The organism is Sphaerisporangium sp. B11E5 (genome assembly GCF_039871875.1).
In the GTDB taxonomy this organism is placed as follows: domain Bacteria; phylum Actinomycetota; class Actinomycetes; order Streptosporangiales; family Streptosporangiaceae; genus Sphaerisporangium.
On sequence record NZ_JBDPMD010000034.1, the window covers coordinates 62,619 to 86,253 of the forward strand.

Annotated in this window: 21 protein-coding genes; 19 read left to right on the forward strand and 2 right to left on the reverse strand. The window is 73.0% G+C overall.

The features are described from left to right. Positions 1–13 precede the first annotated feature (13 nt). The 19 genes from ABGB17_RS26520 (at position 14) to ABGB17_RS26610 (ending at position 21,300) form a co-directional block, all read left to right on the forward strand. A complete protein-coding gene (locus ABGB17_RS26520; RefSeq protein ID WP_347634201.1) occupies positions 14–196 on the forward strand; it encodes a lysine biosynthesis protein LysW in 183 nt (60 codons plus the stop codon). Continuing rightward, positions 189–1,091: a RimK family alpha-L-glutamate ligase gene (locus tag ABGB17_RS26525; protein ID WP_347634203.1), complete on the forward strand. Its 903-nt coding sequence runs from the start codon at positions 189–191 to the stop codon at positions 1,089–1,091. The genes ABGB17_RS26520 and ABGB17_RS26525 overlap by 8 nt, the downstream gene beginning before the upstream one ends. Further along, positions 1,088–2,122 carry an N-acetyl-gamma-glutamyl-phosphate reductase gene (argC, locus tag ABGB17_RS26530; RefSeq protein ID WP_347634205.1) on the forward strand — a complete coding sequence of 345 codons (1,035 nt, stop codon included), beginning with the start codon at positions 1,088–1,090 and terminating at the stop codon, positions 2,120–2,122. Before ABGB17_RS26525 ends, argC begins: the two co-directional genes overlap by 4 nt. Further along, the gene (locus tag ABGB17_RS26535; RefSeq protein ID WP_347634207.1) at positions 2,113–4,047 is read left to right on the forward strand and encodes a M20/M25/M40 family metallo-hydrolase; all 1,935 of its coding nucleotides are present in this window, start codon (positions 2,113–2,115) and stop codon (positions 4,045–4,047) included. Before argC ends, ABGB17_RS26535 begins: the two co-directional genes overlap by 10 nt. Beyond that, complete coding sequence (locus tag ABGB17_RS26540) at positions 4,044–4,817, forward strand: 1-deoxy-D-xylulose-5-phosphate synthase N-terminal domain-containing protein (protein ID WP_347634209.1); 774 nt, start codon at positions 4,044–4,046, stop codon at positions 4,815–4,817. Before ABGB17_RS26535 ends, ABGB17_RS26540 begins: the two co-directional genes overlap by 4 nt. Continuing rightward, positions 4,817–5,716, forward strand: a complete 900-nt coding sequence (locus ABGB17_RS26545; protein ID WP_347634211.1) for a transketolase — start codon at positions 4,817–4,819, stop codon at positions 5,714–5,716. Before ABGB17_RS26540 ends, ABGB17_RS26545 begins: the two co-directional genes overlap by 1 nt. Positions 5,717–5,744: 28 nt before the next feature. After that, positions 5,745–6,638 (forward strand): family 3 encapsulin nanocompartment shell protein, encoded by an 894-nt coding sequence (locus tag ABGB17_RS26550; RefSeq protein ID WP_347634213.1) that lies wholly within the window; start codon positions 5,745–5,747, stop codon positions 6,636–6,638. 31 nt (positions 6,639–6,669) lie between these two features. After that, the gene (locus ABGB17_RS26555; RefSeq protein WP_347634215.1) at positions 6,670–7,659 is read left to right on the forward strand and encodes a sulfotransferase; all 990 of its coding nucleotides are present in this window, start codon (positions 6,670–6,672) and stop codon (positions 7,657–7,659) included. Then, on the forward strand, positions 7,644–8,426 hold the full coding sequence (locus tag ABGB17_RS26560; RefSeq protein WP_347634217.1) for an SDR family oxidoreductase: 783 nt from the start codon (positions 7,644–7,646) through the stop codon (positions 8,424–8,426). Before ABGB17_RS26555 ends, ABGB17_RS26560 begins: the two co-directional genes overlap by 16 nt. Continuing rightward, positions 8,423–9,340 (forward strand): sulfate adenylyltransferase subunit CysD, encoded by a 918-nt coding sequence (cysD, locus tag ABGB17_RS26565; protein WP_347634219.1) that lies wholly within the window; start codon positions 8,423–8,425, stop codon positions 9,338–9,340. Before ABGB17_RS26560 ends, cysD begins: the two co-directional genes overlap by 4 nt. A gap of 19 nt (positions 9,341–9,359) precedes the next feature. Continuing rightward, the gene (locus tag ABGB17_RS26570; RefSeq protein WP_347634221.1) at positions 9,360–10,610 is read left to right on the forward strand and encodes a GTP-binding protein; all 1,251 of its coding nucleotides are present in this window, start codon (positions 9,360–9,362) and stop codon (positions 10,608–10,610) included. Between the two features lie 162 nt (positions 10,611–10,772). After that, positions 10,773–11,999 (forward strand): galactosyltransferase-related protein, encoded by a 1,227-nt coding sequence (locus ABGB17_RS26575; protein WP_347634223.1) that lies wholly within the window; start codon positions 10,773–10,775, stop codon positions 11,997–11,999. Further along, positions 11,996–13,126: a radical SAM protein gene (locus tag ABGB17_RS26580; RefSeq protein WP_347634225.1), complete on the forward strand. Its 1,131-nt coding sequence runs from the start codon at positions 11,996–11,998 to the stop codon at positions 13,124–13,126. The genes ABGB17_RS26575 and ABGB17_RS26580 overlap by 4 nt, the downstream gene beginning before the upstream one ends. A gap of 15 nt (positions 13,127–13,141) precedes the next feature. Next, positions 13,142–14,692 carry an FAD-dependent oxidoreductase gene (locus tag ABGB17_RS26585; RefSeq protein WP_347634227.1) on the forward strand — a complete coding sequence of 517 codons (1,551 nt, stop codon included), beginning with the start codon at positions 13,142–13,144 and terminating at the stop codon, positions 14,690–14,692. A 41-nt stretch (positions 14,693–14,733) separates the two neighbouring features. Beyond that, positions 14,734–15,984, forward strand: a complete 1,251-nt coding sequence (locus ABGB17_RS26590) for a sugar efflux transporter (protein ID WP_347634229.1) — start codon at positions 14,734–14,736, stop codon at positions 15,982–15,984. After that, positions 15,981–17,159 (forward strand): glycosyltransferase, encoded by a 1,179-nt coding sequence (locus tag ABGB17_RS26595; protein ID WP_347634231.1) that lies wholly within the window; start codon positions 15,981–15,983, stop codon positions 17,157–17,159. Before ABGB17_RS26590 ends, ABGB17_RS26595 begins: the two co-directional genes overlap by 4 nt. Further along, a complete protein-coding gene (locus ABGB17_RS26600) occupies positions 17,149–17,943 on the forward strand; it encodes a PIG-L deacetylase family protein (RefSeq protein ID WP_347634233.1) in 795 nt (264 codons plus the stop codon). Before ABGB17_RS26595 ends, ABGB17_RS26600 begins: the two co-directional genes overlap by 11 nt. Then, positions 17,940–20,489 carry a glycoside hydrolase family 3 N-terminal domain-containing protein gene (locus ABGB17_RS26605; protein WP_347634235.1) on the forward strand — a complete coding sequence of 850 codons (2,550 nt, stop codon included), beginning with the start codon at positions 17,940–17,942 and terminating at the stop codon, positions 20,487–20,489. Before ABGB17_RS26600 ends, ABGB17_RS26605 begins: the two co-directional genes overlap by 4 nt. A gap of 196 nt (positions 20,490–20,685) precedes the next feature. Next, entirely contained in the window at positions 20,686–21,300 is a 615-nt protein-coding gene (locus ABGB17_RS26610) for a response regulator transcription factor (RefSeq protein WP_347634237.1), read from the forward strand. 84 nt (positions 21,301–21,384) lie between these two features. Here ABGB17_RS26610 and ABGB17_RS26615 read toward each other — a convergent pair whose 3' ends face one another. Together ABGB17_RS26615 and ABGB17_RS26620 are read right to left on the reverse strand one after the other, a co-directional pair. Further along, positions 21,385–21,909: an SRPBCC family protein gene (locus ABGB17_RS26615; protein ID WP_347634239.1), complete on the reverse strand. Its 525-nt coding sequence runs from the start codon at positions 21,907–21,909 to the stop codon at positions 21,385–21,387. A gap of 1 nt (position 21,910) precedes the next feature. After that, positions 21,911–23,524 carry an aldehyde dehydrogenase gene (locus ABGB17_RS26620; protein WP_347634240.1) on the reverse strand — a complete coding sequence of 538 codons (1,614 nt, stop codon included), beginning with the start codon at positions 23,522–23,524 and terminating at the stop codon, positions 21,911–21,913. Positions 23,525–23,635 lie beyond the last annotated feature (111 nt).

Genomic DNA, 23,635 nt, shown 5'->3' on the forward strand with positions numbered 1-23,635 from the left:
GGAGTTGTTCCCCATGGCAAACGCCACTTTGTCCCCCGCCTGCCTCCAGTGCGAGACCGACATCTCCGTGCCCGCCGAGCTCGAGCTCGGCGACATCCTGGCCTGCCGCGGCTGCGGCCAGGAGCACGAGGTGCTCGACGTGGCGCCGGTCCGCCTGGACCTGGCCCCCGAGATCGAGGAGGACTGGGGTGAGTGAGAGCCCGGCCGACGTGCTGGTCTCGGTCACCATCATGCGCCCCGAGGAGCGGCTGCTCCTGACGGCGCTCCGCGCGGTGGGTGTCACCGCGCGGTCGGTGACCCCGCGCCACACGGCTTCCTTCCTCAACGACGCCTCGCTCGCCCCGCGCCTGGTGCTGCTGCGCAACGTCTCGCACCGGGAACTGGCCGCGATGAGCGACCGGTTCGAGCAGGCGGGCGTCCCCACCCTCAACAACCCGCACGCGGTGCGGCTGTGCCTGTCCAAGGACCTGCAGGCCCTGCGGTTCGCCCGGCACGGCATCACCCACCCCGAGACCCTGATCGCGTTCAGCGCCGACCAGGTGCGCGAGCACATCGACACGCTCGGCGGCGACGCGGTCATCAAGCCCGTCAGCGGTTCGTGGGGCCGCGGCATCGTGCACATCCGCGACGAGGCCGAGTTCGCCGCCTGGGTCGGGGGCCGCGAGTCCCTGGACCCGGCCGAGCGCAACTACCCGGTCATCGTGCAGCAGTACCTGCCGAAGCCCGGCTACAACCTGCGCGTGGTCGTCGTCGGCGACCGGCCGCTGGTCTCCTACCGCCAGGTGAGCGAGGACCTGCGGACCAACACCCGCCTCGGCGGCAAGGTGGAGCCCACCCCGCTGGAGCCGCGCTCCGTCGACCTGTGCGAGCGCGTGGTCGAGGCCTTCGGCCCCGGCTTCTACGGCATCGACCTGGCCGAGGACGCCGGCACCGGCGAGATGTACGTGCTGGAGGTCAACACCAACCCCGAGTTCACCCGCTCGGTGGCGGTGCACGGCGTGGACGTGCCCGGCCACCTGGCCGCGTACGTGCGCTCGGTGCTGGACGGCCGCGGCCGCATCCGTCTCGCGCCGGAGGGGAGGGCGGCATGAGCGACGGCGGCAAGGTCAAGGTCGCGGTGCTCGGTGCCAGCGGCTTCATCGGCGCCGAGCTGATCCGCCTGCTGGCCGCCCATCCCGAGGCCGAGCCGGTGTTCTTCTCCTCGCAGCAGCACGCCGGCCGTCCCCTCGGGCAGATCGTGTCCGGGCTGCGCAACTCCCCGGTCGCGGGGCGCAGGCTGCGCTCCCTGGACGAGCTGACCAAGGTGGACGTGGCGTTCAGCTGCCTGCCGGGCGGGGTGCTGCCCAAGGTGCTTGACGACGTCAGCGCCGAGGCCGACCTGGTGCTCAACGTCGGCGGCGACTTCCGGCTGCACGACCCGGCGGAGATCGCCGAGTACTACCCGGAGTCGGCCGCCGGCTGGCGCCAGCCCATCCCCTACTACGTGCCGGAGTTCTGCCCGAAGCCGACGGAGCCGGTGGTCAACCTGCCCGGCTGCATGGCATCGGCCGCCATATACGCCCTGTACCCGCTGTTCGCCGCCGGCCTGGTGGAGCCACGTGTCGTCGTGGACGCCAAGACCGGCTCGAGCGGCGGCGGCAACGGCGGGGCCGAGCACCCGGCGCTGCGTGACGGCAACGTCCGCGCGCACAAGCTGCACGGCCACCGGCACGCGCCGGAGATCCGCCAGGCCATCGGCGAGTTCACCGGCACCACCCCCGACCTGCAGTTCTCCGCGTACAGCCTGCCGATCGTGCGCGGGGTGTTCGCCTCGGCCTACACCTGGCTCAAGGCGGACGCCGGGGCCACCGAGGTGCGCAAGGCGTACGCCAAGGCGTACGCGGACGCGCGTTTCGTCAGGGTCGCGAACGGCAGGTCGCCGATGGCGCTGCCCATGCTCAAGACCGTCGCCGGGTCCAACACCGCGGAGGTCGGGGCGTCGGTGGAGGGCGGCCGCTGCGTCGCCGTGGCCGCCCTCGACAACCTGCTCAAGGGCGGCGCCGGTCAGGCCGTGCAGGCGATGAACATCGTCTTCGGCTTCGACGAGGCCCTCGGCCTGGCGGAGGTGGGAGCATGGCCGTGACCTACGTCCCTGACGAGCTGAAGGCGGTCAACCCGCACCGCGCCCTGCACGTGGTCAAGCTCGGCAGCGCGACCCTGCGGCACGAGCGCGTGTACGACGAGGTCGCCGAGCTGCGCTCCCGCGGTGCCCGCGTGCTGGTGGTCACCGGCGGCGCGGCCGACATCAAGCTGCACTACGCGCTCATCGGCCGGCCGGTGCGCACCCTGACACTGCGCGGCGGCGACGAGGTGCGCTACTGCCCGCCGGACGAGATCCCCTCCATCGTGGAGGCCTACGAGCAGATCACCCTCCCCCGGATCAGGGACGAGCTGACCAAGCGCGGCCTGTCGGTGTTCACCACCATCGGGGCCGCAGCCACGGGCCGCGGCTGCGGGCTGGTCACCGCCACCCCCAACGGCCCGCTGCGCGCCTTCGAGGACGGCAGGCAGCGGTTCGTGCGCGACCATCGCGCGGGCACCGTGCGGCAGGTCGACGCCGCCCGGCTGGCCGAGCTGCTCGAGGTGTTCGACGTCGTGTGCGTGTCCCCGCCGGTCGCCGCGAGCGACGGCGGGGCGGCGCTCAACGTGGACGCCGACGTGCTCGCCGCCGAGGTGGCGATCGCCCTGGACGCCGACCACCTGCGCCTGGTCACCGGCACGGCGGGGCTGCTCACCGACCCCGCCGACCCCGCGAGCACGCTGCGCGACGCCGCCCTCGGCGAGGCCATGGGCTACGCCGGCGGGCGCATGAAGCAGAAGGTCCGCGCGGCCGAGCTGGCCCTGGCCGGCACGCCCGACGTCGTGATCACCGGCCCGCACACGCTGGACACCGGCTCGGGCACCCGCTTCTGGCGGGCCCCGGCCCCCGCGCCCGACCTCGGGCTGCTGGCCCGCATGGTGGAGCTCGGCTCGGTGTCGGGCGACGAGCGGGACCTGGCCGAGTACCTGGTGCGGTGGTGCGCCGGGCGCGGCGTCGACGCCTGGATCGACCAGGCGGGCAACCTGGTCGCCACCAAGGGCGACGGCCCGCGGCGGCTGCTGATGATCGGCCACATGGACACCGTGCCGCACCGCTGGCCGGTCCGCTGGGAGGGCGAGGCCATCACCGGGCGCGGCTGCGTCGACGCCAAGGGCAGCCTCGCGGTGTTCCTCGAGACGCTCGCCGGGCTGGACGTGCCCGAAGGCGCCGCCGTGCGGGTGATCGGCACCGTCGAGGAGGAACGCTCGGCGGTCGGCGCCCACCACGCGCGCGACCACTACGCCGCGGACGCGGTGATCACCGGTGAACCGAGCGGCGCCGCGGCGCTGACCGTCGGCTACCACGGGGTGTGCAAGACGAAGCTCACCCTGACGCAGCCGACGGCGCACACCGCGGCCAAGGACTCGCGCACCGCGGCAGGCACGATGGCCGACGCGGTCGCGTCGGCCGAGGCCGAGGTGGCGCGGCTCGGCGCCGACACGCTGTTCGCGGTGCTCAGCATCCACGCGGGCAGCCGCGACGGCGTGCAATGGGCCGAGGCCGTGGTCGACGTGCGGGTGCCGCCGTCGATCACGCCGGCCGAGGTCAGCGACGCGATCACCCGGGCCGTACCGGCGCGGGTGAACGCCGAGACCCTGCTGCGCACCCCCGCGGTGGCGACGCCGCGCACCAGCCCGCTGGTGCGGTCGTTCACCCGGGCCCTGCGCGCCGCGACCGGCGGCGCCCCGCGACTGCTCGCCAAGAAGGGCAGCAGCGACATGAACACCCTCGCCACCACCTGGCACGACGTGCCGATGGTGGCCTACGGGCCGGGCGACTCCTCGCTCGACCACACCCCGCACGAGCGCCTGGACGCCCGGGAGTACCGGCTGGCCAGGACCGTGCTCGACGACGCGGTACGCCGCTGGCTGGCCGACGGCTCCCCCGCCGTGGCCGCCGGCGTGACGACGGGAGGCGAGCGGACGTGAACGAGATCGACCTGGCGAACGAGCGGGCGCGGCGCGCCCGGCGCTCGGTGGTCGACATGGCCGCCGGCGCCGTGGGGTGCCACCTCGGCGGCAGCCTGTCGGTGCTGGACATCCTGGTGGCCGCCTACACGGTGGCGGCCGCCAGGCCCGGCACCGAGGTGGTGCTCAGCAAGGGGCACGCCGCCGCGGGGCTGTACGCGGTGCTGCACCAGTTCGGCCTGATCGAGGAGGACCCGGCCCCGCGGTACGGCCTGCCCGGTGAGCCCTACACCGGCCACCCGAGCCAGAAGGTGCCCGGTGTGCGGTTCGCCACCGGCAGCCTCGGGCACGGCGCCGCGTACGCGGCCGGCTGGGCGCTGTCGCGGCGCCTGCTCGGCGAGGCCGGCGGCGCCATCGCCGTCGTCGGCGACGGCGAGCTGCAGGAGGGCCTGATCTGGGAGACCCTGCAGGTCGTCCAGGCCAAGCGCATCACCGGCTTCACCATCGTGGTGGACGTCAACGGCGGCCAGAACGACGGCTACGTGTCCGACATCTCGGCCCTTCCCGACCTGCCCGCGCGGTTCGCCGCGTTCGGGTTCGAGGTGATCGAGACCGACGGGCACGACATCGAGAAGCTGATGACCGCGATCACCCCCGGCGAGCGGCCGCGCGCGGTGCTCGCCACCACGGTCAAGGCCAAGGGCGTGCCGGCCGCCGAGGGCAAGGCGTCCTCGCACTACGTGAAGATCCCCCCGGCGCGTGCCCGGCAGTGGAAGGCGGCGATCGCCTGATGACGTCCGGACGCGAAGCCTACAAGGACGAACTGGCCGCCCTGGCGGAGGGCGACGAGCGCATCATCTGCCTGGAGGCCGACCTGGGCGGCCCCAAGCACCCCTTCGCCGACCGGCACCCCGGCCGTTTCCTCAACCTCGGCATCGCCGAGGGCGCGGCCGTCGACATCGCGGTGGGTCTCGCCTCGGCGGGGCTGCGCCCGTTCCTCAGCACGTTCGCCGCGTTCGGAACGTGGCGGGCGGCCGAGAGCGTCAAGCTCGGGCTCGGCTACATGGGCGCGCCCGTCGTACTGGTCTGCCCGTACGGCGGCGTCTCCGGCGGCTGGTTCGGGCCCACACACCACAGCCTCGAGGACCTGGCGGTGGCCCGCAGCCTTCCCGGCGTGCGGGTCGCCGTCCCGTGCGGCGAGGCGGAGACGAGGGAGGTGATCAGGGCGGCGGCCGCCGCCGACCGGCCGTGCTACGTGCGGCTGGCCAGGAACGAGACCTACGACCCGCCGTTCGCCCCCGCCGGTCACGGCGAGATCGGGTGGGTGACCCCGCCCGGCGACGGCATCACGACCTGCCTGGTGTCGGTCGGCGAGAAGCCCGCGCAGCTCTGCGGGCGTGCGGCCGAGCAGGACCCCGGGCTGGCCCACGCCCACCTGTGCTGGGTGGACGACGAGAGCCTCGCGCTGGTGGCCGGTGAACTGGCCGCCTCCGCGCGCCGGCTGGTGGTGGTGGAGGAGCACCGGGAGGCCGGCGGCGTCGCCTCGGCCCTGGCGCTGCTTCTGCCGACGCACGAGGTCCGCGCGGTCAACGCCGGGCCCTCATGGCCGTCGGAGGGCGGCGGCCATGACGACATCCTGACCGCGCTCGGGCTCACCGTCCCCGCCGTCCTCGCGGCGGCGGGACGGTGAGCCCGGCGCCGACCATCTCGTTTGGGGGATGACTATGACCACTGCCGTACAACCGAACGTCGTCGAGGTGACCCGCCAGACGTTGTCGGACCCGGCCCTGACCCGGCGCACTCCCGGTGAGGAGTTCGCCTGGGCCGTGTCCCGCGACCGCGGGACCGACGACGTCACCGTCCCCATCCAGGGGTACCTGCCCTCGGCGTTCCCGCTGTTCACCACCCGGCCCCGTTACACGGTGCGCCACCTGCTGAAGGTGGCGAGCGTGTCGGACCGGGACACCGCCTACGTGCACGAGGCCATCACCGGCGGCCGCGACACACCCGGCAACACGTACGACAGCACCCCCGAGTCGGCGTTCGGCTCCAGCGTCCGCTCCGCGGAACTGACCGACCTCTACGTCGACGTCGCGGTGCCCGACGGCCTGCTCGACGAGCCGGCCCTGCTCGCGGCGTTCATCGATTTCCGCGTCCTCGTCCGCATGGGCGTCGTGGAGAACGAGTCGCTGCTGCACGGCACCGCCGACGGAAGGATCGAGGGCCTGCTGTCGCTGACCGGTCTGCGCACCGGCCCGTTCGGCGACGACGTGAGCGAGGCGCTGACCATGGGCGCAGCGCGCGTGGAGGACACCGGCGGTTCCTGCGACGGGATCGTCGCCCACCCCGCGCTGTACTGGCAGCTTCTGCGCGACGGCACGCTCGCCAAGCTCAACTCGGTGGGCGTCAAGGTGGCACGCACCCGGATGATGCCGCACGGCAAGGCGCTGCTCGGCGACTTCCGGGCCGCGGTCACCCTGCTCGACCCGAACGTGTCCTCCATCACGCTGCGGCGCAAGGCCGGGCCGAACGGTGAGGACATGGTGCGGGCGCACTCGCGCATGGGGCTCGCCGTGCACCTGCCGCAGCACTTCCTGCTGCTGTCCCGCTGACCGCCCCGACCCTCACCGGGAGGTGCACCACATGACGGAAAGAACGAAGGTCCTCTACATCACCGGCTGGCTGCGCAGCGGGACCACCTTGCTCGGCAACGTGCTGAACGAGCTGCCCGGCGTGGTGCACGCCGGTGAACTGCACTATCTGTGGCGCAACGGCATGCTGCGGTCGGGCACCAACTCGGTGTGCGGCTGCGGCACGCAGGTGCGCGAATGCCCTCTGTGGTCCTCGGTGACCGGCCTCCCCGCGGCCGGCGCCATGGGTGACGCGGGCGACGCGGTGTCGGTGGCCGAGCGCATGGTGGCGGCGCAGCACGCCCACCTGCGCACCCGGCACACCAGGGCCCGGCTCGCCGAGAGCCGGGCCGGCCGGCCCGCGCCGCCCGCGGCGGCCGAGGTCATGGACCGCACGGCGGACCTCTACCGGGCCCTCGCCGCGGGCGGCGGCGAGCGGCTCGTCGTGGACGGCTCCAAGTACCCCGCGGAGGCGGCAGCCCTGATCGGGCGCCGCGACCTCGACGTGCGGGTGCTGCACATGGTGCGCGACCCGCGCGCCGTGGCGCTGTCCCACCTGAGCGTCAAGCAGTACATAGAGATCATGAGCCCGGCGCGCAGCACCGGGTACTGGCTCGGGTTCAACCTGGCCTCCGAGCTGGTGGGCGCCGCCGCGCCGGACCGGTACCTGCGCATCCGGCACGAGGACTTCTCCGCCGACCCCGCCGGGGTGCTGGGGGAGGTCCTCGCGTTCGCCGGGCTGGACGACACCCCGCCGGTCGACTCCACCGGCACGGTGACGCTCGGCGTCAACCACACCGTGACCGGCAACCCCGACCGGCTGGCCCGCGGCGCCACGCGGATCCGGTCCGAGGAGCGCTGGCGCACCGACCTGCCGGCCCGGCACGCCGCGACCGCGACCGCGGTGGCGCTGCCGCTGCTGGCCCGATACCGCTATCCGCTGGCCCCGGCGCCGTCGCGCGCCCGGACCGGGAGGGAGAGCTTGACATGGACCTCGGACTGACCGGACGCGTGGCCCTGGTGTCCGCGGCCAGCAGCGGGCTGGGGCTGGGCACGGCCCTGGCCCTGGCCGCCGAGGGGGCCCACGTGTCCATCGCCGCGCGCGACCCCGGACGGCTGGCCGCGGCGCACGCCGCCGTGGACGCCGCCGGGCCCGGGCGGGTGATGAGCACCGTGCTCGACGTGTGCGACGAGGAGGCCACCACCGCCTGGGTGCGCGACACCGCCGCCACGCTCGGCGGCCTCCACGTGGTCGTCACCAACGCCGCCGGCGTGCCGCACGGCAGGGCCGACGCCTTCACCCCCGGCGACTACCGCACCGCGGTGGACGCCACGATGCTGCCGCACATCACCATCGCGCTGACCGCCCTCCCCTACCTGGTGGAGGGCGGCTGGGGCCGGATCATGATGATCACCTCGGAGGCGGTGCGCCAGCCCCTGCCGGGCACCGCTCTGTCGGCCACGGCCCGGCTCGGGCTGCTCGGCTTCGCCAAGGGCCTGGTGCACGCGGCCGGCGCGTCCGGCGTCACGGTCAACGTGCTGGCACCCGGCTGCCACCGCACCCCCGCCTTCGAGGGGTACCTGGAGGCGCGCGGCGCCGGCGACATCGACGCGGCCCTCAAGGAGGTCACCGCGGAGATCCCGCTCGGCGAGGTCGGCGCGCCGTCGGACTTCGGCGCCATCGCCGCGTTCCTCGCGAGCGAGCAGGCGCGGTTCGTCACCGGCACGGTCATGGTCGTGGACGGCGGGAACACGCGGGGGTTCGGATGACCAGGACGATCGACTACCGGCTGGCGCAGCTCGACGCGCTGGAGTCCGAGGCGATCCACGTGTTCCGCGAGGTCGCGTCGGAGTTCGAACGCCCCGGGCTGCTGTTCTCCGGCGGCAAGGACTCCATCGTGCTGCTGAGCCTGGCCGAGAAGGCGTTCGCGCCCGCGCCCATCCCGTTCCCCGCCGTCCACGTGGACACCGGGCACAACTTCCCCGAGGTGCTGGACTTCCGCGACCGGCGCGTGGCCGAGCTCGGCATGCGCCTGGTCGTGGGGTCGGTGCAGGCGGCCATCGACTCCGGCCGGGTGGCCGAGCCCACCGGCCGGTGGCCGAGCCGCAACCGGCTGCAGACCACGGCACTGCTCGACACCATCGCCGAGCACCGCTTCGACGCGGTGTTCGGCGGCGCCCGCAGGGACGAGGACAAGGCCCGCGCCAAGGAACGCGTGTTGTCGTTCCGCGACGAGTTCGGCCAGTGGGACCCCAAGAACCAGCGGCCCGAGCTGTGGAATCTGTTCAACACCCGCATCCGGCCCGGCGAGCACATCCGCGCGTTCCCGCTGTCCAACTGGACCGAGCTGGACGTGTGGCAGTACATCGCCCGGGAGGGCCTGGAGATCCCCTCGATCTACTTCGCCCACACCCGCAGGGTGTTCGAGCGCGACGGCATGCTGATCGCGGACAACCCCTTCGTCACCCGCGCGGACGACGAGCCGGTCCACGAGACCACGGTGCGGTTCCGCACCGTGGGCGACATGACCTGCACCGGCGCGGTGGCCTCCTCCGCCGCCGACGTCGAGGCGATCGTCCGGGAGGTCGCGGCCGCGCGGACCACCGAACGCGGCGCCACCCGCGCCGACGACCGGGCCAGCGAGGCGGCCATGGAGGACCGCAAGCGCGAAGGCTACTTCTGACCACCGAATCGAGCCGGCTATGACCATGGACATTCTCCGCTTCGCGACGGCGGGCTCGGTCGACGACGGCAAGAGCACGCTCGTCGGCCGCCTGCTGTACGACTCCAAATCGATCTTCGAGGACCAGCTCGACGCCGTGGAGCGCGCCAGCGTCTCCAGGGGCGGCGACCGGGTGGACCTGGCGCTGCTCACCGACGGCCTGCGCGCCGAACGCGAGCAGGGCATCACCATCGACGTCGCCTACCGCTACTTCGCCACGCCCCAGCGCAAGTTCATCATCGCCGACACCCCCGGTCACCTGCAGTACACCCGCAACATGGTGACCGGGGCGTCCACCGCCGACCTCGCCATCGTGCTGGTGGACGCCACCAAGGGGGTGCTGGAGCAGAGCCGCAGGCACGCCCTGCTGCTCAGCCTGCTCGGGGTGCCGCACATCGTGGTGTGCGTCAACAAGATGGACCTGGTCGGTTACAGCAGGGAGGTGTTCGAGCGCATCAAGCAGGAGTTCACCGCGTTCGCCGCCAAGCTGACCGTCCAGGACCTGACGTTCGTGCCGATCTCCGCGCTGAACGGCGACAACGTCGTCACCCGGTCCGCGGACATGGGCTGGCACGAGGGCGGGTCGCTGCTCCACCTGCTGGAGACCGCGCACATCGCCTCCGACCGCAACCTGGTCGACCTGCGCTTCCCGGTGCAGTACGTGATCAGGGCGGGCGAGGGCCGGGGCTACGCCGGCCAGATCGCGGGCGGCACCGTGCGGCCCGGCGACGAGGTCATGCACCTGCCGTCCGGCCTGACCACGCGGGTCACGGCGGTCGACGCGCCCGGCGGGCCGGTGGACGAGGCGTTCGCCCCGATGTCGGTGTCGCTGCGGCTCGCCGACGACCTGGACATCTCGCGCGGCGACATGCTGTGCCGCCCGCGCAACGTCCCCACGGTCACCCAGGACCTGGACCTGATGGTCTGCTGGATGGGCGACCGCCCGATGGCGCCGCGGACCACGCTGACCGTCAAGCACACCACCCGCACGGCCAAGGCGCTGGTCGGTGACCTGCGCTACCGGCTGGACATCGACACCCTGCACCGCGACCCGGACGCCACCAGGCTGCACCGCAACGAGATCGGCCGGATCGGCCTGCGTGTCACCCGTCCGCTGTTCTGCGACCCCTACACCCGCAACCGCCTCACCGGCGGCGTCATCCTCATCGACGACGCCACCAACAGCACGGTGGCCGCGGGCATGATCACCGGCTTCGCCGGGATCGAGTGAATTGAGTAAAACCCGCGCCGCGATGGAGTAGCGCGGGCCGCTGACCTGGCCGGGGACGTCCCAATAGCGTCGTGACCACGGCGTCCCCCGGCGTCAGACACTCCCGTGACCGAACTCCGCCGGGGGCCGCACAGGACCCGGCGTACGGAAGGAGCAAGTCCGATGCCCACGCTGAAGCCTGCCGATCCCGACGTGCTGGCCACCGCCGTCGCGGACTCCCTGGTGGTGGCCGCAGACTCCGACGCCCCGCACTCGGGCCTGTACTACTGGGAGTGCGCCCGCCCCTGGACCGGCGCCGTGATCGAGGCGATCGGGCGGATGGAGGACACCCGCATCCGTGCCCTCGGCGAGAGCCTGATCGCCGACCCGGCCTGCCCCGCCAAGTACTCCGCCCTGCGCGCGGCGCTGTGCGCGCCCGCCGCACAGGGCCCCGCCCTGGAGGCGCTGTTCGACCTGGCGTGGGAGGCCGAGTGCAACAACCGCCTCGGCCACCACCTGGGCGCACGCTACGTGCGCGAGCCCGAGCTCGGCCCGGTGGGTCTGGAGGAGCTGCGCTCCCTGCCCGCCGGCGAGGGCCTGCCTCCCGGCGCCGACCCCGAGGTGCTGATCGTCGTGCCGTTCCGCGACCGCGACACCGGCGGCATGCGGCTGCGCAACCTGATCTCCTGCCTGCTGTCGCTGCGCGACCAGTCCTACCCCCGCGCGTGCTACCGGGTGACCGTCGTGGAGTCCGACTCCGAGCCCCGCTGGCGCGAGGTGATCGAGCAGTACTGCGACACCTACCTGTTCGCCCCCAAGGCCGACACCTTCAACAAGTCGTGGGCGGTGAACGCGGGCGTGGTGAACAGCCCCGGGCGGCCCGAGGTGATCTGCCTCCTGGACGCCGACGTGCTGGCCGACCGCTGGTTCGTCGAGCGCAACGCCGAGCGTTTCGGCAAGCCGGGTGTCATGGGATTCCTGACCTACCGCAACATGTTGTGCCTGGACACCGTGTCCACCTCCCGCGCGATCCGCGAGCGGCTGCGCGACGGCGCCGGCGAGCCCGACCTCGACCGGCTGCGCGGTTTCACGCTGCGCCGCGGCCCCGGCGCCTGCCTGTGGGTGCGCACCAGCGCCTTCCACCGCATCGGCGGCATGGACGAGCGCTACGAGGGCTGGGGCGGCGAGGACATCGACTTCAACTACCGCTTCGACTTCGCCAACGCCTACGACAGCCACGACGACACCCTGCTGCACCTGCGCCACCCCCCGGCGTCCGCGCTGCGCCAGGACGGCGAGCTGGTCAACGCGCACATCCCGCCGCTGAGCTGGAAGGCCGGCGAGGTCATCGGGCGGCTGGACCGCTTCTCCGCCACACAGGCGGCACCCCTTCAGGCGCGTGCGTCATGACGCTCACCCGCCTCGGCACCCCGAGGATCGACCGCAACCTGGACCTCGCCGGCAAGCTGTACCAGCGTTCGGTGTTCCCCGGCGTGGCGGACGTGGCGCACGGCCTGCGCCTGCCGTCCCCGCTGGTGGTGGACCTGGACCCGACGACGCTGTGCGACCTCGCCTGCCCCGAGTGCATCAGCTCCGGCGTGCTGCACAAGGGCCAGTTCTCCAAGGACCGCATCGTGCGGCTCGCCCACGAGCTGGCCGGGTCCCCCGTCAAGGCCGTCATCCTCATCGGCGGCGGCGAGCCGCTGATGCACCGCGCCATCGGCACCATCATCGAGGTGCTGTACGACGCGGGCATCCAGATCGGACTGGTCACCAACGGCACCCTGATCGGCCGCTACCTCGACCAGCTCTCGGAGATGGCCTCCTGGGTGCGGGTGTCCATCGACGCCGCCACCGTGCCGACCTACGACAAGTTCCGCCCGAGCCGCCGCAAGAGCAGTGTGTTCCCGCTGATCGTGCAGAACATGCGCGACCTCGCCGCCCGCAAGCGCGGCGCCCTCGGCTACTCGTTCCTGCTGATGCAGCGCTTCGACGCCGAGGGGCGGGTCACCGACACCAACTACCACGAGGTGTACGAGGCCGGGAAACTCGCCAAGGACATCGGCTGCGACTACTTCGAGCTCAAGGCGATGCTCGACGACGACCACTTCACCGTCAACCAGTCCCCCGGCGACATCGCGCTGGTGGAGGGCCAGGTGACCCGGCTGCGCGAGCTGGAGGACGAGAACTTCCACCTGCTCGGCTCCTCCAACTGGGAGACGGTGCGGCAGGGCGACGACCCCGAGCAGCCGAAGGACTACTCGACCTGCCACATCGCCGAGCTGCGCACCACCGTGACCCCCAACGGCGTCTTCGTGTGCCCCTACCACCGGGGCAACCCCAAGGCCAAGCTCGGCGACCTGGACGACGAGACGACGTTCGCCGACCTGTGGGCGCGGGCCGACACCACCGTGGTGGACCCCCGGCACGACTGCAAGTTCCACTGCGCCCGGCACAAGGCCAACGTCGAGATCGCCGCGCTGCCGGGCCGTCCCGGGCCGGTGGAGCTCATCGACGACTACGACCCGTTCATCTAGCCCTAGGCGGCCATCATGCGCATCGCGGTGATCGGCGCGGGGCCGGCCGGCCTCACCAGCGCCAAGCAGGCAATGGAGTACGGCCACGACGTCGTGCTCTACGAACGGCACGACGACGTCGGCGGCATCTGGAACCCGGCGTCACTCGGCGCCTACGAGGGCGTGCGCACGCAGACCTCGCGCGAATGCCTGCCGTACTCCGACTTCCCCTTCCCCGGCGCCGAGCCGGGGGAGGACGAGTTCCCCAGTGTGGCCCGGATGCACGCCTACCTGCGGGCCTACGCCGAGCGGTTCGGCGTGCTCCCGGCCGTCCGGTTCGGGCACGACGTGGTCCGGGTGCACCGGCCCGGCGACCAGTGGCACGTCACGGCGCGCCACGGCGGCCGGGAGGCCACCGAGCGGTTCGACGCGGTGATGGTCGCCAACGGCGAGCTGTGGCGGCCGAAGGGCCTGCCCGGCGCGCCGGTGCCGTCCGAGGCCCGCGGGTTCCGCCTGATGACCGCCAAGGACTACCGGCGCCCCTCGGACCTGCGCGGCCGGCGGGTGCTGGTGGCGGGCGGCGGGGTCAGCGGCGCGGACATCGCCGCCGAGCTCGCCGGGGAGGCGGCGTCCGTCGACTGGGCGGTGCGCGGCCGGGCCCTGTTCCTGCCGCGCGACTGCGGGGGCATCCCCAATGACATGCTGTTCTCCTACATCGGCCGGGTCGCGCTGGAGGAGCTGCCCTTCACGCAGTGGCTGGTGTTCCTGTCCGGGCTGATGCCGGAGTACATGCGGATGTACCGGGCGAGCGGCCTGCTGCCCGAGGACGGTTTCCACAACGCGGTGCACGTCAACGACCGGATCGTCCCGGCCGTGCACCGCGGGGACGTGCGCCCCCGTGCGGCGCTGTCGCGGCTCGGCGAGGGCGGCGTCGCGGTGTTCGAGGACGGCGGCACCGGCCGGTACGACACCGTGATCCTGTGCCTCGGCTACGAGGCGCCGGACTACGGGTTCGTCGACGGGTTCCGCCAGGAGGATCTGTACGAGCACTTCTTCCACCGCGACGACCCGACCCTCATGGTGATCAACACCCCGATCGCCACCGACGCGTTCGGCACCGCGTGCCCCTATTTCGAGGCGGTCGCGGGGTGGGCGCTCGCGGTGCTGTCGGGGAAGGCGGAGCTGCCGGGGCCGCTGAGCAGGGCCGCCTGGTGCGAGAAGCACCTTCCCGCCCGCCGGCGTTATTACGACTGCTGGCTGGAAAGTATCCGGATCGGTCTCGCCGGCGGGATGCTGCCGGACCCGGCCACGCACTTCGGTGACTACTGGCGGCTGGTCTCAAGCGTCGTGGTCCCCGCGAACCTGTCCCCCTCCGGCACCCCGGAAGCGAGGCCGGCCCCGTGCGACGCGCTGTTCGACCTCACCACGCTGAAGCACCGCGTCCTCGCCGCGCTGCCCCTTCCCACCCGGGACGCCCTGCTGTCGGCCGGCCACATCGGCCCCGGCGACCATCACGGCTCCTTGACCGTGCCGCCGCACCAGCGCATCGAGCCGTGGCTGCCCTACCGGCAACTGCTCGGGGCGTGACCCTGACCGTCCACGCCCCGCCGAGCACCTAAGGAGAGATCGTGCAGCCCACGAGGACCGCAGGCTTAAGGATCTTCATGGACGGCGCCGTGACGCGGCTCGCGGCCGCCACCGCGATGATCGGCGTCGGCGGCGCGATGGTGGTCCCCACCGTCAGCCTCTTCCTGTCCGACGCCGTCGGCGCGACCCCCATCATGATCGGCGCGTTCGTCGCCGGCCGCGCGGTCGCCGAGATCAGCGCCGACCTCGGGGTGGGCGTGCTGTCGGACCGGCTCGGCAACCGCAGGCTCGTGCTCGCCGTCTGCTCGGTGTTCGCCGCGGCGGGCGCGCTGTCCTACTTCACCTTCCGCGACTACTGGCTGCTGCTGGTGCTCTCGGCGCTGTTCTTCGGCCTCGGCGGCACCACGTTCCCGCAGCTCTACGCCTACACGCGGGAGTTCGCCGAGGCCAAAAACCACCCGGTGACGTTCTTCAACTCGGCGCTGCGCTCGGTCACCTCGATGGCGTGGATCCTCGGCCCGCCGCTGGCGTTCGGCCTGATCGCCGCCGTGGGCTTCAGGAACATGTACGCCGTGGCGGCCGTGCTGTACCTCGGCGGCGCGCTGATCTGCTTCTGGGGGCTGCCCGACGTGGGGCGCCGCCGCGCCCGCCCCGAACCCGGGGCGGTGGCCGAGGAGGCCGGCGCGGCGGGAGCCGTCGCCACCAAGGTGCGCGCCGCCGCGCAGCCGCAGGGCAGCCCGTTCGCCGGCCTCACCCCCCGGGTGAAGGCCCTGCTGGTCACCATCGTGCTGCTGCTGACGGTGAACAGCATGTACTCCATCACCATCGCCCTGTTCATCACCAAGGACCTCGGCTTCGACGCCGGCTTCACCGGGCTGGTGCTCGGCCTGGCCTCGGCGATCGAGATCCCGGCGATGATGTACATCGGCGCCAAGGCCGACCGGCTCGGCCACTGGCGGGTCATCATGGGCGCCGCCCTGTGCGCCACCCTGCTCTTCTGCGTGCTGCCGCTCGCCACCACCAAGATCGCGGTCCTGCTGCTCCAGATCCCGAACGCGATCTGGACGGCCGTGGCGATGAGCATCCCGGTGACCGTCCTGCAGGACTCCATGCCCGACCGCCCCGGGGTCGCCTCGTCGCTGTACTCCAGCGCCTTCAAGACCGGCATCTTCCTCGGCGGCATCCTCACCGGCCTGATCGCGCAGTGGGTGGGGTTCACCAACGTCTTCTGGGCGTGCGCGGCGCTCTCGGCGCTCGCACTCCTCTCGCTGTTCCTCAGGAGGAAAGCATGAGCTCCACGGCACCACGGTGCAGCGTGATCGTTCCCACCTACAACCGCGCGCGGCTGCTGCGCCTCACCCTCGACTCGCTGGTCCGCCAGACCCTGCCGCCCCGGTCGTTCGAGGTGCTGGTGGTCGACGACGGCTCCGCCGACGACACCGCCGAGGTGGTCCGCGAGTACGCCGGGCGTCTTGACCTGCGGTACTTCTACCAGGAGGACCTCGGGTACCGGGTCGCCAAGGCCCGCAACGCGGGCATCGCGGCGGCGCGGGCGGAGGTCTGCGTGTTCGTGGACTCCGGCGTGCTGCTCGGCTCCGGCGCCCTGGCGGCGTACCTGGCCGAGCACGAGAGCCGGGCCGTGCCGGTCGCGGTGGTCGGCTACGTGTACTGCTTCAACGAGGACAACGAGGACGGCGCGCTGATGGAGCGGGCCATCGACGTGCGCGACCCGGACGCGACCATCGGGGAGCTGCGCTCCCAAGGCAAGTGGGCCGACATCCGCGAGGAGTTCTACGAGCGCTACACCGACGACATCGGGGAACTGCCCGCGCCGTGGCTGATCTACTGGACGTGCAACGTGTCGGCGCCCACCGCGCTGCTGCGCCGGGTCGGCGGGTTCGACGAGGCGTTCACGAGCTGGGGCGGCGAGGACGTGGAGCTCGGCTACCGGCTGTTCCGCGGGGGCGCCCGGTTCGTGCTCGGCAGGGACGCGGTGGCCATCCACCACCCGCACGACAAGAGTTACGAGGACAACGTCGCCGGCGCGGCCGCCAACTATCAGTACATGGCCGCCAAGTACGACACCCCCATCATGCGGCTGGTCACCGGCAACCATTTCTTCGCCATCAACGACGTGATCAGGCAGCGGGGGCTGCCCTCGTGCGCGGACTACCTGGCCGCCCGGGCCGCCGCGCCCGCGGCCACGGCCGTGGAGATCATGGAGGCGGTCGAGGAGACGACGGGCCTGGCGGTCGTGGAAGCCCTGGAGGCCGTGGACGCCGACGGCCCGCCGGCTCCTGTGATCGCCGTGATCCCCGCGAGCCCGCCGGGCGCGGTGGACGACGACGTGGACCCTGTGGAGGCGATGGCCGCCGTCGCCGGGATGGAGGTCGTGGAGGCGCTCGCGGGCATGCGGACCGGCACACGGGCGATGACGGCCGGCCGGGCGGCGGGCCATGCGGGGTGAACGGGACGGGGGGCGCGGGCCGGTCGTCGTGTTCGCGCCGCACCCCGACGACGAGGTCATCGCCTGCGGCGGCGTCATCGCCCGGTACGCCGCCGCGGGTGTCCCTGTGACGATCGTGTTCGCCACCGACGGGTCGCGCTCGCACAGCGCCGTGCTCGGCGTCCACGACGACCCCACGCCGGAGGAGCTCGCGGTGATCCGCCGCGGCGAGGCCGAGGCCGCCGCCAAGGCGCTCGGCCTCGGGCCCAAGGACGTCGTCTGGCTCGGGCACGTCGACACGCTGCTGTCGGCGACCATGCCGCGCTTCCGCGCCGAGGTGACCGCGCTGCTGCGTGAGCGCGCGGACGTGGCCGAGGTGTACTTCCCGCACGAGGTGCGCGAGCTGAACGCCGACCACCGCCTCACCGGCGAGGCCGTCGCGGACGCCCTCGCCGAGCTCGGCCTCACCCCCCGCCTGCGCAGGTACGTCGTGTGGGACGAGGACACCGAGGCCGCGTTCGCCTTCACCAACCGCGTCGCGCCGGACCGCCCCTGCCCCGAGGGTGAGCGGAGGGCGCGCACCGACGTGTCGGCGTGGCTGGACCGCAAACGGGCCGCGCTGGAGGAGCACCGCACCCAGGTGACGCTGTTCTCCCCCGCGCAGCGGCGCCCCGTGGTGCCCGAGGAGTTCGCGCGGCGGGTGCTCACCCGGCGCGCCGAGGAGTTCTGGATCGTCCCGGGCGACATGACGCCCGCGTTTCGCCACGCCCGCCCCGGCGCGGGCCCGGAAGGAGACGGGCCATGAGCGGCCTTGAGTACCTGAGCGAGTGGCCGCGGGTGCGCTCCGCCTTCGCGCCGGACCCCGCGATCGAGGCGCGGGTCGCCGGCATCCTGGGGCAGATGACGCTGGAGGAGAAGCTCGGCCAGATGATCCAGCCCGAGCTGGCCGAGCTGACCGTGGAGGACGCCCGCGAGTACAAGATCGGCTCGGCGCTGAACGGCGCCGGTATCTGGCCGGACGGCGACCGGCGCGCCGACGTCAAGCGGTGGGTCGAGACCGTGGACGCCTACTGGGAGGCCGTGGAGGACGCCTACCGCGACCGGCCGTTCCGGGTGCCGTTCATGTGGGCCACCGACGCGGTGCACGGCCACAACAACGTGCACGGCGCCACCATCTTCCCGCACAACATCGGCCTCGGCGCCGCGCGGGACCCCGGCCTGGTGCGCCGCATCGGGGAGGCCACCGCGCGCGAGATCGCCGCCACCGGCATGGACTGGACGTTCGCCCCCACCGTGACCACGCCGCGCGACCGCCGCTGGGGCCGCCACTACGAGGGCTACTCCGAGGACCCCGAGGTGGTGCGCGCCTACGCCGGCGCGATGGTCACCGGCCTGCAGGGCGGCACGACGGGCCTGGCCGGGGACACCCGCGTGATCTCCACCATCAAGCACTGGATCGCCGACGGCGCCACCGCCGACGGGGTGGACCGCGGGGTGGCGCGCTGCCCGGAGGACCTGCTGCGCAACATCCACGCGCACGGCTTCCTGTCCGGCATCGAGGCGGGCGCCCAGGCGGTGATGGCGTCGTTCAGCGGCTGGGAGAACCCGGCCAACTACGACCACTCGCCCGGCGGCGCCACGCCGTACAACCACAAGGTGCACGGCAGCAGGTACCTGCTGACCGACGTGCTGAAGAACGCCGTCGGGTTCGACGGCATCGTCATCAGCGACTGGGACGCGCACGCCGAGGTGGCGGGCTGCGACATCGGCGACGCCGGGTACGCGATCAACGCGGGCATGGACGTGCTGATGGTGGCCGGCCGCGACGCCTGGCGGTCGGTGTGGCGCACCGCCCGCGACCAGGTCGTCGCCGGGATCATCCCCATGTCGCGCATCGACGACGCGGTGACACGGGTGCTGCGGGTCAAGATGCGGGCCGGACTGTGGGACAAACCCCGGCCGCGGGACCGCTCGCTCGCCGGGGACGCCTCGGTGCTCGGCCACGCAGGCCACCGGGCGTTGTCACGCGAGGCGGTACGCAAGTCGCTGGTCCTGCTGAAGAACGACGGCGGCGTGCTGCCCCTGTCCCCCGGCGCCCGGGTGCTGGTGGCGGGCGGCGCGGCCGACGACATCAGCAAGCAGGCCGGCGGCTGGACGATCAGCTGGCAGGGTCACGACGTGGACCTGTCGGACCTGCCCGGCGCCACGACGCTCGCCATGGCGGTGCGCGAGGTGACCGGCGAGGAACGCTGCCGGGTGGACCCCTACCTGGAGGACGCCGACCCGCGGGACTACGACGTGGCGGTGGTCGCCATCGGCGAGGACTCCTACGCCGAGATGCGCGGCACCATCAAGCCGTGGGGCACCGTGGAGTACGCCGCGCTCAAGCGGTCCTACGCCCGCGACCTCTCGACGCTGCGCAGGCTGCGCGAGGCCGGGGTGCCGGTGGTGACGGTGATGTTCACCGGGCGGCCCCTGTACGTCACCGAGGAGATCAACCTGTCGGACGCGTTCGTGGTGGCGTGGCTGCCCGGCACCGAGGGCGGCGGCGTCACCGACGTGCTGTTCGCCGGGCCGGACGGCGCGGCGCGCCACGACTTCCAGGGACGGCTCACCTTCGGCTGGCCGCGCGGCCGGCGCTCGATGAGCGTCAACCGGATCCCGCCGCACATCCCCGGCTACCGGGTGCCGCCCGAGGAACAGGCCCCCGAGGGCGAGCACGCCCCGCTGTTCCCCTACGGCCACGGCCTGTCCCTGCGCGACACCGCCCCGGTGGGGCACCTGCCGCCGGACCCGGTGCGCCCCGAGCCGCCCGCTCCCCCGGTCACCGGCCCGCTGGAGGTGTTCGGCGCCCGGGCCGGCGGCGCGTACGTCATGCGGACCGGCGGGCACAACACCTGGTCGCGGGAGGACCTCTCCCTGGAGGGCCCCACCTCGACGCTGATCGTCAGGAGCCGCCCGGTGGACCACCCCGGCGGCGGGCCGGCGCTCTCACTGGACTTCCAGGGCCACATCGCCTTCGTCTACGCCGAGCACGCCGGCGGCAGGCCCGCCGACCTGCGCGGCCACAGTGAGGCAGGCGGGAGCCTGGCGTTCGACGTGCGGGTCGCCGAGCCGCCGGAGCTGCCGATGTACCTGTGCTGCCACGACGACTTCCCCGGCCAGCCCGGCGTGGACGTGGCGCCGCTGCTGCGCGGCCTGCCCCGCGGGGAGTGGCGCACCGTGACGGTGCCGCTGGCCGAGCTGGAGCGGGCCGGCACCCGGCTGCGGCACGTGGACGTGCCGTTCATGCTGTACACCGAGGGCCGGGCCCGGCTGGACGTCGCCGAGGTCCGCTGGCCCGCGGGCTGACCGGCATCCTCCGGCCGCAGGCCCGGCACGCAGACCGTGACCCGTGACGGGACGGCGGGAGCACAAGCTCCCGCCGTCCGTGGTGTCCGGAGGAAAATTTCGATACCCGCATGCTTACGCGCCGTCGGCACTGACACATACGCTTTGCGGTAGTCAACAGTGATCACCTTGAGCCCCAGGAGGTCGGGACCCGCAGGTGCGTACTTTGAAGGTCCTCCTCGCCGAGGACGTGCACATGGTACGCGGGGCGCTGGTGGCCCTGCTGGAGCTGGAGTCCGACCTGACCGTGGTGGCGCAGGTCGACCGCGGTGACCTCATCGTGCCCGCCGCGATGGAGCACCGGCCGGACGTGGCGGTCATCGACATCGACCTGCCGGGCATGGACGGGCTGACCGCGGCGGCGCTGCTGCGCGAGAAGCTGCCCAACTGCCGCGCCCTCATCCTGACCAGCCTGGGCCGGCCGGGCACGGTGCGGCGGGCGCTCGGGGCCCACGTGTCGGGGTTCATCCTGAAGGACGCGCCGCCCGACCACCTGGCCGAGGCGGTGCGCAACGTGGCGCGGGGCATGCGGGTCATCGACCCGCAGCTCGCGCTGAGCGCGTGGGACGTCGGGGAGAACCCGCTGTCGGAGCGGGAGCTGCAGGTGCTGCGCCTGGCCGCGCAGGGTGCCGAGGCGGCGGAGATCGCCACCACGCTGCACCTGTCCGCGGGGACGGTGCGCAACTACCTGACGACGATCGTCATGAAGCTCAACGCGCGCAACCGCGTGGACGCCATCCGCATCGCCACCGAAGCGGGCTGGGTGCCCTGAGCAGCCGGCCGCGGCGGCCACGCGAGAACCGGCCGCCCCCCGTCGGAGGAAGCGGCCGGTGCCATCCGTACGGGTGGTGCCCTCTCACGCGCTCACCGCGAGGGCGGTGACAAGACGCTCGGCCTCGGCCGCGGCGTCCGGCTCGCGGGACAGCTCGGCCTCCCCGAACGCCGCGGCGATGACCGCCTCGGCGGCCGCGGTGAGGGAGCGGGCCAGCAGCGGGTCGACGACCCGGTTCCACAGCGGCACCCCGAGGTCGAAACGCAGCTCGAACGTCACCTGGCACGCGTCGCCGCCGGGCCCCGGCGGCTCGGGCTGGAGACGCCAGGCGCCCGACAGCCGGGCGAGGTCGCCGTACTCCTGCTCGAACACGATGCCGGGCCGCTCGGGGAACACCTCCTCGATCTGCCGCCAGCGCACCGTCCCGGCCCGGAACGGCACCGCCCACTCGCTGACCCGCCGCCCGGTGTGGCCGGGCTCGGTCTCCTGCTCGATCCGCACCGCCACCACGTCCGGCGGCAGCGCGGCGCACCAGCCGCCGTCGGCGAGACGGCGCAGCGCCTCTCTCGCCTCCACGCGGACGCGGGCCCGCACGCCTACCTTGCCCATCTCACGCCTCCCTTCCCGACGCACCGCCTCCCGCCCGGCGGCCGGGGCCGGCCGAGACGCCCTGCAGGTGCGTGGTCCTGATCATCATGTAGGTGGCCTCGCCGAACACGCCGCCGGTGAGCCCGGTCCCGCCGTGGGAGGGCATGTAGGGGAAGAACCCGCAGTGGGACGTGTCGTTGACCTTGAGCATTCCGCCGTTGACCACGCCGTTGACGAAGCGGTCCACGACGCTCTCGTCCGCCGCCCACAGCGAGTTGCGCAGGCCGTAGGTGTTGGCGTTGACGAAGGTGATGACGTCCTCCAGGAGCCGGTCGTCGGAGCGGCCGGTCCCGGGCACCACGACGGGGAGCATGGGGAAGAAGGTCTCCTCCCGCACCGCGTCCACCTCGTGGGCGCCGTCGAGGCCGTCCACCCGCACCACCGTGGGCTCGGCGTAGAACCCGGTGTCCGACACCTCGCCGTTCACGTCGAGGCGGCGCCCGCCGCACACCAGCCTGCCGCCCTTGCGCAGCGCGTCGGCGATGACGGTGAAGTGGTCGCCCATGGCCAGCACCGGCGTGAGGACCACGCCCTCCTGGTCGGGGTAGCCGGGCCGGATCCTCGCGGCCGCGGTGGCCAGGCGCTCCAGCAGTTCGTCGGCTATGGCGGGGTGCGCGATGACGCGGTTGGGGACGTTGCAGATCTGCCCGGAGGAGTTGAACGCCTCCACCAGGGCGCCGACGGCCATGTCGAGGTCGGCGTCGCGCCACACCACGGCGCAGTCGTTGCCGGCCAGCTCCAGGATGGGCTTCTTGCCCGCCGCGACGCAGTCGTTCTGGAAGGCCATGCCCTTCTCGGTGCCGCCGAAGTAGATGATGTCGTCGACGTGCTCGCTGCGCAGCCAGTCCTCCATCATGGGCGGGCCGCACACCGCGTTCAGCGTGCCGGGCGGGGCGCCGACCTCGTCGAGGGCGGGCGCGATGATCTCCCGGACGGCGTACATGGAGCCGAGCGGGATGCTGCGCGGCGCGCGGATCAGCACGGTGTTGCCCGACAGCAGGGCGAACGCGCCGTAGATGGTGTTGGAGTGCGGGGCGTTCTGCGGCGGGGCGACGCAGACCACGCCGTCCGGGCGGCGGCGCATGGCCAGGTAGCGGCCGTTGTAGGAGAACTCGCGGTGCAGCAGTTCGGCGCACCAGCCGAGGGTCTCGGGGCTGAGGGTGTGCATCAGGCCGTCGATCTCCCACTCCGACACCGTGCGCGGGCGGCCCTCGGCGACCATGATGTCGACGAACTCGGCGCGCACGTCGGACAGGCGCTTGCGGATGAGCTCGCCGAGCCGCAGCCGCAGGTCCAGCGGCGTCCTCGCCCACTGCGGGGCGGCGGCAGCGGCGGCGGCCAGGGCCTTCTGGACGGTCTCGGGGGTGGCCAGCGCGCACCGGCCGGCGAGCCCGGGCCCGCCCTGGTCCGGATCCGGCTCCCCGCTTTCCAGCAGTCGCTTGCGCCGGATGGCCGCCAGGTCGTTCTCCAGCACGGAGCGGGCCGTCATCACGTAGATGTGCCGGTCGGACTCCACGTCCTCACCCGCCACGTAGGACGGGTACGAACGGTAGGGCGGTGTGCCAGGTGCGCCCATCGGGTTGTCTCCTCTCATCGGGGTGCGCCGCCGCCCCGCCCTGCACCGGACGGGGCGGCGGCTTTCGGTGGCGAACCGAGGTCAGGGGCACGGACGCGCCCCGGGCCGGGT